This is a genomic window from Bacteroides stercorirosoris (assembly GCF_900142015.1).
GTDB lineage: Bacteria > Bacteroidota > Bacteroidia > Bacteroidales > Bacteroidaceae > Bacteroides > Bacteroides stercorirosoris.
The window spans coordinates 1-13,522 of sequence record NZ_FQZN01000036.1 but is presented as its reverse complement, the minus strand read 5'-3'; the positions used below and the strand labels follow the sequence as shown (position 1 = coordinate 13,522).

The 13,522-nt window shown below is 43.1% G+C and carries 6 protein-coding genes and 2 pseudogenes; all 8 read right to left on the bottom strand.

Annotated features, from left to right (window positions below; translation table 11 throughout):
• Positions 1-58: 58 nt before the first annotated feature.
• Positions 59-2,056, bottom strand: a complete 1,998-nt coding sequence (locus BUC01_RS20625) for a DUF4954 family protein (protein ID WP_025832995.1) — start codon at positions 2,054-2,056, stop codon at positions 59-61.
• 117 nt (positions 2,057-2,173) lie between these two features.
• On the bottom strand, positions 2,174-3,433 hold the full coding sequence (hflX, locus tag BUC01_RS20620; protein ID WP_025832996.1) for a GTPase HflX: 1,260 nt from the start codon (positions 3,431-3,433) through the stop codon (positions 2,174-2,176).
• A gap of 49 nt (positions 3,434-3,482) precedes the next feature.
• Entirely contained in the window at positions 3,483-4,025 is a 543-nt protein-coding gene (locus BUC01_RS20615; protein WP_025832997.1) for a hypothetical protein, read from the bottom strand.
• Complete coding sequence (locus BUC01_RS20610; protein WP_025832998.1) at positions 4,022-5,857, bottom strand: thiol protease/hemagglutinin PrtT; 1,836 nt, start codon at positions 5,855-5,857, stop codon at positions 4,022-4,024. Before BUC01_RS20610 ends, BUC01_RS20615 begins: the two co-directional genes overlap by 4 nt.
• Before the next feature lie 237 nt (positions 5,858-6,094).
• Entirely contained in the window at positions 6,095-6,475 is a 381-nt protein-coding gene (locus tag BUC01_RS26130; protein WP_262484425.1) for a T9SS type A sorting domain-containing protein, read from the bottom strand.
• Positions 6,476-7,591: 1,116 nt separating this feature from the next.
• Positions 7,592-8,620: pseudogene (locus BUC01_RS25950) on the bottom strand (C10 family peptidase); the annotation flags it as partial.
• A gap of 175 nt (positions 8,621-8,795) precedes the next feature.
• The gene (locus tag BUC01_RS20600; RefSeq protein WP_073314713.1) at positions 8,796-10,427 is read right to left on the bottom strand and encodes a RagB/SusD family nutrient uptake outer membrane protein; all 1,632 of its coding nucleotides are present in this window, start codon (positions 10,425-10,427) and stop codon (positions 8,796-8,798) included.
• Between the two features lie 20 nt (positions 10,428-10,447).
• Positions 10,448-13,438, bottom strand: a pseudogene (locus BUC01_RS20595) (SusC/RagA family TonB-linked outer membrane protein); the annotation flags it as partial.
• Between the last annotated feature and the right edge of the window lie 84 nt (positions 13,439-13,522).

Below are 13,522 nucleotides of genomic sequence, written 5' to 3'. Positions count from 1 at the left end.
AATTAAATTAATGAATCGTAGCACAAAGGTAAGAACTATTATTGAAATATTTCTTTAATTAGAGTGAAAATGAAGCCACCCTCTGCATACGTTCTATCAATTCATCCCCCAGCGCCGTCTTATCCTCAATATGCTTCAGCACCGCTGTAACAAACGGATTGCTCTCAAAGTCTCCACGCACCTGCTCGAAGTCCATCTCCTTCTCCGCACGCGAACCGTCGGCACCGAACCCCGTCATAGAGGCCAGCGAGAACTCTTTCTTGGCATCATCGTATACCATGCGATCCAGCCCTACCACAGCTTCTTTCCACTTCTCAACAATGCGGATGATGTCTCCGGTTGTTATGTTCTCAGGCTTGATTCCATAGAATTCTTCCAGCTTCTCATAAGCCCACGTCCACTCGTAAGTGTAGTAGTTCTGATGCATCTTCTCAAATTCCGCATTGATATACTTCAAGCGGTCTACTTTGCCGCACTCTATATCATTAATCAGAGCATCGATCTCACTCTTCGGCGCAATCAGACCGGAAATGTCCACCCACTCACCACTGCCTATCGAAGTCTCGGGTTTCAGGCGGGCGCGTATCTCTTCATTACTTTTAAAGTCTATGCCTTCCAGACGCTTGATAACGGAGTTTCCGAGGAACTTATGGATGGCAATCTCATAGAATTTAATGCCCTTCACCAAAGCTGAATTGCGAATTTTTGCACTGTGGAAAGAGTAAATATCCGAAAGTTCACCCGAAGCATGGCGCAGGTTCTGCAAAGTTTCCCGTCCCTTAAACATCTTCTGTACGGTGTAGGGACTAAGCAAGTTATAATTGATAAAATCCAGTTTATTAGAATCCGTACGCCCGTCACGCTTCGGCCATTTCTGTGCGTCACGGATGGTTCCCACACTGCGCAGGTTGACACCCGGCACGAGATAAGTGGTATTATTCTGCTCTATCAAATAAGAGAAAGGCAGGTTGGAAGTGTCGGAATGATTAACGTGACGCCCCATCACCAGTGAGAAAGCACCCACACGGGCAGGCCACAGGATATAAGAATCGGAAGTTGTTTTAGCGCCACGTTCCAGGGTTCCCTGATGGATAGGCCCTAACTTATACATATGGTTACTTTGGTTAGAACCCGAACCGGCGTTCATGAATGAGAACATACCGGCAATCAATAAGGTGGATTTATGATGCGTCACCGTGAATGGTCCCGCAAAAATGGCACAGGCTTCACCGTTCTCTCCCTGACAATTGCTGAAGAAAAGCGATTCGGATGCCGAATAATTGTGTCCCAAGCGGCAGGCCTGACCCACAAAGCAACGGCTCAGCATCGCCCCGTCATCTATGTGCGAACCGGAAGAGATGATAAAATCGTCACAGATAACTCCGTGTCCAATATGCACCGGAGCTTCCTCATTACTATTGATACTACCGTTATAGAGGCGGCAAGTTCCACAGATATGGCAATGGTCGCCAATACGCACATTCTTGATAGACCCGGTATTGAGTATCATCACATGATTGCCGATGCTGCCTACCGCAGAAGCATGCTTATTGGAATAAAAATCAGTGATAGCCTTCATCCGGCAAATCAACTCCGGACGGTGACGGTAGAGAGCCAGTATATAAGCCTGGTGTGCAGAGAGCTTATCGTTGATAAGCACTTCACGACCACCGGTCTCATTCAGCACGGATACCTCTACCCCGTTGCCAAATTTACTCACTCCCTCCACCAGGACAATGTCCACATTCTCAATGAATGTATCATGCCCGATTTCATAATTAGCAATATAGTTCTGAATGTTTTCTATGCAACAGTTGTCCCCCACTGTGACATTGTGGAGCGTTACATGGCGTAAGCCGGAATGTTTCTTAATTCCTCCCGGTAATGTGAATTCTGATTGAAACACCCCCAAACGTACATCGCCCGAAAACCGGGTGTGGTGTACAAACTCGGTAACAAAATCTTCCGCTACCATTACTTTCCCCCAATCATCGGCCAGACACGACTGGCTTTTCAACCGGAGTACTTCGTCTTCGGTCAAATGTCTGTAATTCATATTCTTTATCGGTTTATATAGTTGGCAAGACATTCAAGTTACAGCCGACAAGGCATCCGTACACAACAATGCACGGCCTCCTTGCCAACCGGTATCTTGTCACCTCGTCAACTCAATTTATTCCTCTTCTTCTTCGTAGGTCTGATAAAGAAAATCGTTATAAGGGTACTTCTGTACGTGCAACTCTTTCACACGCGTGTAAACTACACTCTTCAGTTCCTCCAGATTAATCTTCTCGCGGGCGGAAATAAAGAGGCAGTTATCCTCCATCTTTGCCATCCACGTCTTCATCAGTTCTTCGAGTGTCAAGTTCTCCTTTGTTTTGGGGGTAAGGTCGTCAGACGCTTTCTCAATGTATGTGTAAGCGTCTATTTTATTGAATACCAATATCATTGGTTTACCGGCTGCACCGATATCCGCCAATGTTTTATTGACTACTTCTATCTGTTCTTCAAAATCCGGATGCGAGATGTCTACAATGTGCAACAACAAGTCTGCCTCGCGTACCTCGTCCAGTGTCGACTTAAAGGAGTCGACCAGGTCCGTCGGCAACTTACGGATAAACCCAACCGTATCCGAAAGCAGGAATGGAAGGTTTTCGATAATCACCTTGCGCACGGTCGTATCCAACGTTGCAAACAACTTGTTTTCCGCAAACACTTCACTCTTGGCAAGCAGGTTCATCAAAGTAGATTTTCCTACGTTGGTATATCCCACCAGCGCCGCACGAATCATACGGCCACGGTTCTTCCGTTGGGTTGACTTTTGTTTATCTATCTCTGCCAGACGTTCCTTCAGCAACGACATACGGTTCAAGATGATACGGCGGTCCATTTCCAACTGCGTTTCACCCGGGCCACGAAGTCCCACGGAACCTTTACCGCCACCGGCACCGGAGCCACCGCCCTGGCGTTCCAAGTGAGTCCATAAACGTTGCAAGCGGGGAAGCATGTATTTATACTGTGCCAGCTCTACCTGCGTTTTCGCATTGGCAGTTTGTGCCCGCATGGCAAAGATATCGAGAATGAGCGAAGTACGGTCCAAAATTTTAATCTTCAACTCCGCTTCAATGTTACGTATCTGTTTCGCAGAAAGCTCATCGTCGAAAATCACCATACCGATTTCCCGTTCAGCTTCTTCTTCGTTCCGGATATATTCTTTAATTTCTTCCAGTTTACCTTTGCCGACGTAGGTCACAGAATGTGCCTGATCCAGCTTCTGGGTAAAACGTTTCACCACTTCCGCCCCGGCTGTCTCAGCCAAGAATGCCAGTTCATCGAGGTATTCGTTCGTCTTGCGCTCATCCTGTGTTTTTGTGATGAGACCAACCAATACCGCCGTTTCTGCCTGTACTTCGGAGATTACAAATTCTTTCATTTACTATGCCTTAATTATATATATGTATTATTAGCGGCGACAAATATAATTATTTTTGCAGAAATCCTTCAGAAATCTTTTCATTTAATTCAGAAACGATATCCTTATAGTCAGCCCGCCTGCCGCACGCACGTATCTCTAATAACGGATATTTCTCGGCAATGTTCGCCATTAAATCTTCCATAGAAGGGGCTGCCGAAAGTTTACTATACTCTTCATAAGTATAGGTAAGGAAAGCAACATTAGGACCTATTCCTCTATTATCCAAGAGGTAGCCATTTGTTAGAGGGGTAGGCAGACGTAAACGATCTCCTGCTTTCAAATCCCCGGGAGCAGGATAAGACAGTATGCGCGTGCGGGAGTCATCCATCATGACCGGAACCTGATGCGAATAATCAGCCTTCGTTTTATAAATATAGACCACCGGCGAAGTGGAAACCGGATTTCCACCTGTCAAATGTGGGGTAACCACCGCAGAATTCATTTCTATCTTTTGCATATCAGATGTGACCGTTGTTTCCTTTTTCGCAGAGCGACAACCTGCCAATAGCACAAGTAAAGCCGCTATTGCAATATTAATTCTCTTTTTCATTTTAAAAACTTACATTGTTGAGTTCCCTTGTCCGTCACAGCCTGCAAGATATATACTCCCGTAGGATATTCACGGCAAGAGAAGGTTATAGTCTCTTTTCCTTCAGAAGATATCTGCCTTAGCAAACGTCCGTTAACATCATATAGAGTTAGTTTAGAAGTATTCTCCGGTAAATAGACAGTCACGGTTTCCTGCTGTTTATCACAGAAAACGGTAAACTGCATTTCTTGTTTTGTTTCTATAATTGGAGTAGGGTCAGCCTTAACAACAATTTCAGTCGTTGTGTCAGCACCACCGCGAACAACTTTCCAATCAGCATCATTTGTTCCTTTATAGACTGCCACAATACGATCACCGGGTTGTGGCGTTACTGAAATCTTACAGGAAAAAAGAAATGCTCTGCCACTATATACCTGCAAATCCGAAATCGCATATGTTTCAGAGATTATTTCTCGCAAATTCAAATCCTTATTTACCAAAGCAAGACAGACATTTCCATTAAAAGCCGCCAGTCCGAAATTACCTATGGCACCAACTTTCACATTGAAGAGAGTATTTATATTGAACTGGGTTTCCATAGTCTCCAGTCCTGAATAAGAACTGGTTACAGCAAACAAGCTCAACAACGACTGATATTCTGAATCACTTTCTGCCTTTTTAAGACCAAAGACAGCGTCTTGGCTTGTGATAAAGCCACCACCGGTGCTACCACCAGTTCCCTGCTCATCCGGATTCAAAGCTGAAATCAGAAAAAAGCCATTGCTATTACCACTCCATCCCCAATTTACTCTGAAATAATCCTTCGTCGTATATGCATCCAATATAAACTGATGCCCCTCATTAGTAAGAGTAGCCCCACCATAAAGTACAGGGCCTACTGTCATAATTTCATCTTTCAGCATTTGCAACCATTCCGCGTCTGAATACCAATCACGACGAAGACACAACATTCCTTTATTATATTTCATGCATTTTGCCAATCCCTGCACTGCGGTTAATGTTGCTGCCCCAGTACCACCGGCAGAGGCAATATTAAACTGGGATTGAGCCATCACACCACAGTCATACATCAAAGCTGCAACCTCATTTTCGGTTGTTTCAGAAGACTTCCAATCATATTCAAGCGGCATATTATTCCAAACATAACTATTACCCAATGTCTTCTCCGCTACATTTTGAGAAATTTCTTTCCCGTTTATATTTGCCGTATAGGTATAAGCCGGAAGAGTACCCGTACCTGCATCCGGCCATTGGTGATAACGCATTAGTATAGCCATAGCCGTCGCCACACATCCGGTCACAGTGCGGACATTATTTATCATCGGACAAAACTTATTATAAGGGCTTAACTGATCCCATTTAGCCGTTTCATATTGCTTCACTACATCCCCCGTACTCATATCCATTACTTCTCTCCATGCTTCAGATACAATGCCAGAGGCATCCACCCTCATCTCCCTAGCATCATTAATCTGCTCTCTCAATCCATTCATCCAATTTTTCAAATTAGAGGGCATTCCATCTACCACAAAACGATCTGTGAAAGAATACCCCAATACCGGCATAGCCAAATCATCTCCGGCTATAATAACAAAACCTTTCCGGTCGGTACTATTAAAAACATAAAAAGCCGGAACTGTCCCTGCACTGCGTGTGCTCGCTTCTTCCCCATCCCAAACCAATTGCACACTCGGAGACGCAGTAGCACTACGGGTTTGAACATTTGCTTTAAAGAAATCGGCAGCTAAAGCATGAGCCTGCTCTACTGTTACATTATCAGCAAGAAGCCGACTTGCAAGAAGAATAAATAGAAAGAGTAGTGTACACCTCATATAATTTGGGGTTAATTTTTAATAGCGCCTCAACGAATGATATAAGTCTCTATATTGTTGCTTATTAGAAAGACAAAATTACTGAAATATATGGTTTGTCTGATAAGTTTGAATACTTTTTTTAATCTTCCTGTCACAAATGAATATTTCAGGCCGAAAAACATCCATCAAAATATAAAAAGCAAGGCCATCCTAAGTCATAGGACAGCCTTGTTTTATCATAAATATATATATAGTCTATCGCTTCATAAATTTGCTTCGGTACACCTTACCATCAGTCGACTGCAATACTACAATATAATAACCCGCTGCCAATCCGCTTACCGGAACAGAATACTCTTTCTTATCCCCGAACTCTTTCTGCTGTATCATCTGCTGCCCAAACAGATTATAGACAGAGATCATTCGAACCGAATTGGAAGCATAGATAGTAAGAATATCTTCTACCGGCTGCTGACAAACAACTGCCTCACCTTTATCGGCTACCTCATCCTTGATACCGGTAGTCGGTCCTACAGAAAAATAGAGAGTGCTAATTGTTACAAGGTCTCCATTAGTACCAGGTTTATACAAACGAACTGCATGTCTTCCTTCGCCCACACTCAGCGGTATTTCCATTACAAGATTTACCGGCTGATCTGTCTCCTCCACAAATACATTTTGATAGTGTACACTGTAAGCATAACCCTGGGCATTCTCGAAAACAGCTGCTGTCAATGTTCCGGCATATACATTTCCATCACCGGACAATGAAAGGTCAGCCAGAAAGTTCAGACTCTCGCCTACTTGAAGTTGTTCCTTCTCCAGACGTGGTTGGCTGACTTTTAAATCGGCAGCTCCATACGCTTCCTTTATGGTGACCGGAGTTGACTCACCGATGGCATACGTACCGCCTCCCCAATCTATGCAGGGGCTAATATAATACTCTCCAGCAGGAATATTGGTAGTCACAGAGTTCTTAGTAACAGCCAAGTTTCCGGATACAGCCAGTTCTCTATCAACCGTGCCCGGCTCTATTTCGACCTGTACATCTCCGACTATCGCTACAAAGTCCGTGTTTTTATCAAAAAGTGCAACACCCACTAAACCATAATACTCATCCGACACACTTTGGTTAGAAACCAAGATTTTGAAATCTCCTTTGAGACCGCTATATAAACTATGTACTAATTTCACACTTACCTCTATATCTTCTTTAAGACTAAGATTACCGCCGAATGGTGTCAAAGTACATTTATTACCATTTACGACAAGGATGAAAAGTACTTCAGAGCCCAAATAGCCACGTATACGGCTCCAGGCTGTTTCACGTCCATCTTTTGTAGCTACATATAAGGAATAAGTTCCATCAGCCAAATCTGTAGGAATTGTAAGGTTCGAGAATGTTTGACTTCTGGTTCCATAATTAGTATCAACATCACTCAAAGATATTTTCCACAGTGCAGACTGTTCACCATCTTTTTCCGCAATTAGTCCCAACTGTCCATTTCGAAACTTCATACTCATATTAAACATCCCGGTCACCGTAAAATCAAATTTCTCGCCTTTAGTGACCTCTTTTTTATTTATCTCTAACTTCTGCATATAAAAATGAGAAGTAAAGTTCGAAGAGGTAGTAGGCGGCTGTATCCCCAGATACATTCCCTGACCTCTCGTAAAGCCTCCGCCAAGATTACTTCCACCGCCAATACCGGGAGAATCTGGATTTAAGGAAGCAACCTCAAAGTATCCATTATTCATACCACTCCATCCCCAATTGACATGAACCATATCCTGTTCATCATAACCGTCAAAAACAAACGCATGACCTCCATCATCCGATGACCCGAAATAGTAGATAGGGCGTTTTTCGCTAATTTCCGACTTAATAAGATTCATCCATTCAGCAGAAGTGAAAAACTGACGATATATCAATCCCAAATTTTCATCATATCCAAAGTAGTCAATCAAAGCCTGACCTACCTGATGTGAATAAGCTCCCGAAGAGTAGGGTGAATATTCCATATCAACAGCAATACCACAGGCAGACATTAGCTGTGCAACGGCATTAGCCTATGCCGTGGTATAATTACCTTCATATTGTGGCAACATGTCATCCCAGTCAAAAATAGTATTCCCATAATCAAAAGAACACACAATTCCACTGGAAGTCCTATAAGAATGAGTGCTTTTCCCTTTTACAGGATATTCGTGATATTTCAAAATCATAGCCATTGCTGTAGCCACACACCCCGTCACGCAGCGTTCTCCTTGATAGACAGGACAGGTATTGTTGTACGGTGTACTCTGATCCCAGCAAATATTCCCCAACAAAGGAGATGCAGATGCCGGAAAATCTGTTTTAGTAAGCAACTTAGGCTCAACAACCGCTTTTTCTCTATCACCTAATTCTGTATAGGCGGTATTATATAGTTCCAACCATCCAAGTATATTTACCGGCAAGTTTTCAGTAATAAAACTTCCACTATCCGAATAACCCAGTACAGGTTTCATACGATCATCACCGGACACTATGACATAAGCAGACTGCGCATAGTTATAGACATAGAAAGCTGTTCCCTCCACACTACGGGTAGATGCAGATTTTAGCAAATCATTAGAAATTGCCGCCAATTGAATATCACCGGCATTACGAGTCACAGTTCCGGATGTCTGCATAAAAAAAGTCCGGGCTATAGAAAGAGCCTCTTCCGGAGAACGTTGAGCAGTCCATGCTGTTAAACTACATAAAAGGACAAAAGACAGGAGTAGTAATTTCTTCATAGGCATCATTATTAGAATAATTAAATAATAGCTAAACAAGGAAAATGCAAAGTTAGGGAAATATATTACCTTACAAATATTTCCCTCTACTATTTTGCATATCGATAAAAAGTAAGGGTGTATCCGTAGATTCGAATACACCCTATTTTCTTTTTCTATTTGATAATACCCTTAATTAGTTCACCGGAGTCGGAGCCATTGCAGCCGGATTATTGTCAGCTTCCGTAATAGCACTGTTCACTGATGTTTCAACTTCAGGAATACGATAAATCATGATAGGAGCCTCAGGAGCAATCTCAGCAAATGTACTGTTGATTGGATAGTTGGCACCCTGGCGAATAATAGGTTTCTTCAAACGCAAGATATCGAACAACGCAAAACCTTCACCCCACAGTTCAACACGGCGCTGGAACCAAATCTCATCAATAAATGCTTCTAAAGAACCTGCCGTACAAGTGTAAGACGGATCACGATATTGCTTCACGAACTCTTCCAACTTTTGTTTGCCTGTAGCCAGATTATCCCGTCCAAGAGCCTCCGCTTCAATCAGCTTCATCTCTTCAACACGCATCAACGGCCAGTCTTGTGCATTGTCCGTATCAGCAAAAGTGCCATTGTCAGGACCAAACTTCACATTGGTGTAAGGAGAGAATTTGCTGGGGAAAGTTCCACCATTAAACATACCGTTTGCCCAATAGTAAGCATAGTCCTCACCAAGTCCGTTATCCAGAACAGGCGAGTGCAGATCTTCGTCTACCCACCAGCCTTTACGTACATCAGTTTCAGGAATATCAGCCCACAAGTTTTTGTTGATGAGACGGTAAGCCACGTCAGTAGCACTGGCAGCAGTTGTATATCCCATACCCGTCAGTGAACAGAGATTGGAAGGCCAGTTTACAATACCGGTTTTTGCCAGATAATCTTCCGTAGTCACCACGATACCCCAAATCCATGCATTGTCCGTAGCATTGTAGAAAGTCGGTTGACTAACTTCCGCAACAGAATAAGGAGCCGAAGAGCCATAAGCTTTAGCTGCATCAGAAGCCGCAGCAGCCCATTTACCCATCAACAGATTGGCACGGGCACGTAGACCATAAGCCACTTCTACTGATATTTCAGCTTTATCAGCACGTGCAGACACACCAGTCAACAGAGTGATGGCCTCATCCAAATCTTCCATAATACGAGTATACACTTGCTGTACACTTGCGCGCGGATTATTCATCAACTCTGTATCAGTAGTAGTTTCCAGCACCAAAGGCACACCGTTAGCAGTTTCGTGACCAATGTATGTCAACTGATAGGTCTGAATAAGCTGCAAATAGTCGAAAGCCCGCGAAGCCAATGCCTGACCACGATATTTCTTCAATGAAGCATCTGTCGCTTCTGCCGGAATAGCCTTAAGAATATCATTGGCAGTTTTCATATGCTTATAATATAACTTCCACAAGAAAGAATTGAATGTAGAAGTGATATTTCTATCCAGCAAACGCTGAGAACTGATGAACTTATTATAACCGGTCTGGTCATTCAAAGTCAGCAAGTCCTGTCCGGCCGTTTCATAAATCATACAAGCTGCCGGAAAACCATAGTCCATATGGTTATTAAAGTCCGTCAACAGGTTTGTATGAGAATAGAGGCCGGTCTTCAAACCGTTCAATTCCGAAGAAATACGGTCAGGCAACAATTCGACCACCTCATTTTTCTGGTCTTGCGTCACGGTGCTTCCTTCAGGATACTTGTCGAGATCACAAGAAACCACCACCATTGTTGCAGAAAGCAGTAATATATATTTGTTAATCTTCATAATTCTATATTTGTTTTAGATTAAAATGAAAGTGATAAACCTCCCGAGATAGCACGGATAGGAGAATATACGTCTGCGCTGGCAGTCGTATAGCTCTGACGCGGGTCGAAACCTTTACGCTTGCTGAACAAAGCCACGTTATCGGCTGACATATAAACACGCAGTGAACCAATGTTCATTGTGCGTGTCCAGCTCTTCGGCAATGTATATCCCAAGGTGATGCTGTTAATGCTCAAATAGTCAGACTTGGTCAGGAAACGGTCAGACAAATAGTTGGCATACTGGTCGGTTGCGCTCAAACGAGGAATGTTAGAACCTGTATTATCAGCAGTCCAGGCTTTCAGGATATCCTTATGCCAGTTCTGTCCCGGATCGGTTCCTGAGTTCATCAAAGATGCATAACCGTTGTCATACATACGTCCACCCAGCTGATAAGCAAAGGAGATTGAGAAATCAAATCCATAAGCATTCAGGCTTGTACCAAAACCACCATATACTTTCGGCAGAATATCTCCTGTCGCATAACGGGTAGCATTCGGAGCATCCGTAGTTGTCTCCTGTCCTGTTACGTTGCCATTCGCATCCGTAACATCCTTGTAGTACATGGCTACTCCTGTTTCCGGATCTACTCCCGCATATTTGCGCAGATAGAACTGATATCGGGATTCACCTTCACGGTAGATATAACTTCCATTGATCATTTCACCATTCAAAGAAGGATCCAATTCATTGATTGTATTCTTAAAGTGAGTCAGGTTGAAGTTCATGCGCCAAGTCAAGTCGTTCGTTTCGAGCAAGATTCCGTTCAAATCCAATTCCACACCTTTATTGGTCATAGAACCAACGTTCATCGGAATGCTTGCGTAACCGGCAGATGCGTTCATCGGCTTATTGTAAAGCATATCGGTAGTCTTACGGCTGAAATATTCAACCGTACCACTCAAACGGCCCTTGAAGAATTCAAAGTCAAAACCGGTATTGAAACTATGGGAAGTTTCCCAAGTGATATCCTTGTTTCCTTTATAAGAAAGTGCCAACGCGAAATCGTTATTACTGTTAGAAACAGTGTATTGATCCAGATAAGCATAGTAATTACCAATGTTATCGTTACCTTGCGCACCATAGCTTATTTTGAATTTCAGCATATCAATCCAAGACGCATCAGCCAGGAAAGACTCTTTATTCATCAACCAGCCTAAACCAACAGACCAGAAGTTACCCCAACGGTTGTCCGGATGGAAACGCGAGGAAGCATCACGACGGAAAGAAGCACTGGCAAAGTATCTTTCCAGATAGTCATATTGGGCACGGAACAAGAAACCTTCCGTAGCATAGTTGGCCGTGCTGGAGTTTGTGCTCGGAGTATTGATGGCATTATTCAACTCTACAATAGTAGGATTGTAGACTTTTTGCTTGCTGCCAGACAGAGACTGGTTCTTATAATCATAAGATTCAAAACCTGCCAGTAAATCAATGTTATGCTCACCGAAGTTTTTCTTATAGGTCAATAAGTACTGTTGGTTGATACTGAATACACGACTGTGAGAAACACCTACTACACCACCGGTGTTACCTGCATACTGTCCGTAATAGGGATTAATCAACTCAGTGTAGCGTGTATTGTCCAAATCCATACCCCAGTTGGCAGTCGCTTTCAGCCCTTCGAGAATAGATACTTCTACAAAAGCACGTCCACTCAGAATATCCATGTTATATTCATTCTTGTCCAACTGCAAAGCAGATGCCGGATTAGATTGAGAAAGGAACGGGCGGTTCAGAGGTGTAGTACCATCTGTATACATACCATTACCATAATCATACATAGTGAAGCCACGAGAGTCTTTTTTGATACTGCCGTCTGCATTACGTATATACAAAGGATAGATAGGTGCGATATTATTAGTTATATAAAATAAGTTCGTAGAACTTCCCGAAGTCGTTTGCTCATCAGGATAACGGCTCACGATATTAGAGTAAGCAACATTAGCACCTACTTTCAACCACTCCTTCACTTGGTAATCAGCTTTCAGACGGAATGAGAGACGGGCAAATGATGAGCCCGGAATAAGACCGCTGTCATCCAGATAACCGGCTGACATATAATAGTTCATTTTCTCAGTAGAGCCGCTGATGTTCACATTGTATTCCTGACGTAAGTTACCATTATCAAGCAACTCTTTTTCCCAGTCATCAGGAGTAATGTAATAGTCTCCATACACTCTGCCGAGTTTTGCATTCGGATTGAGTTTGCCATCCACGCCAATATAACCTTCACCATTGGGAACTGTATAGACAGGGTATCCTAAACCATCTTTACTAAACAACAATGAATTGATGTATTGGTTACCGGTCATTCCATTAGACAGAACTCTGTTGGGATCTCCACCTGCATAACCGTTCAGCATTGCTGTATAGTAGTTCTCAACATATTCCTGGGAAGAAGTCATCACATCGTAATTAGATACACCGCGACGGTTAGTACCCCACTTGGCATCCAAATTCACAGTAGCTTTTCCTGTAGCTCCTTTTTTCGTAGTAACCAGAATTACACCATTAGCACCACGTGCACCATACAAAGCGTTAGAAGCAGCATCCTTCAATACCGTCAAACTCTCAATATCCTGTGAGTTGATAGCTGAAATGTCACCATCGTAAGGAACACCATCTACTACATACAACGGATTATTACTTGCCGACAGAGAACCGACACCACGAATACGTACGGTAGACCCGGTACCCGGTTGTCCATTACCACTCGTTGTCTGCACACCAGCTACCTGACCCGACAGTGCATTAGATATATTGGAAACCTGACGCTCCGCAATTTTATCAGCCTTGATAGTGGAAGCCGAACCAGTAAACTGGGACTTCTTCGCAGTTCCATAAGCAACCACCATTACTTCGTCAAGCATCTCAGCATCAGACTTCATGATAACTTTTACAGTAGGTTTAATAGCCACTTCTTGCGTCTGCATTCCAATGTACGAAACCTGCAAAGTCTTCGCAGAACTAAGCCGCTTTTATTTTGTTGATATTAAGTGATTTAATTATTTCATGGAACTTTGAATTAAATAATTGGAAAAATGTAATATTCT

What these genes read in the sequence shown, in the direction of transcription:
- BUC01_RS20625 (WP_025832995.1), bottom strand. Translation starts at nt 2,056, where the DNA reads ATGAATTACAGACATTTGACCGAAGACGAAGTACTCCGGTTGAAAAGC.
- hflX (WP_025832996.1), bottom strand. Translation starts at nt 3,433, where the DNA reads ATGAAAGAATTTGTAATCTCCGAAGTACAGGCAGAAACGGCGGTATTG.
- BUC01_RS20615 (WP_025832997.1), bottom strand. Translation starts at nt 4,025, where the DNA reads ATGAAAAAGAGAATTAATATTGCAATAGCGGCTTTACTTGTGCTATTG.
- BUC01_RS20610 (WP_025832998.1), bottom strand. Translation starts at nt 5,857, where the DNA reads ATGAGGTGTACACTACTCTTTCTATTTATTCTTCTTGCAAGTCGGCTT.
- BUC01_RS26130 (WP_262484425.1), bottom strand. Translation starts at nt 6,475, where the DNA reads ATGGAAATACCGCTGAGTGTGGGCGAAGGAAGACATGCAGTTCGTTTG.
- BUC01_RS20600 (WP_073314713.1), bottom strand. Translation starts at nt 10,427, where the DNA reads ATGAAGATTAACAAATATATATTACTGCTTTCTGCAACAATGGTGGTG.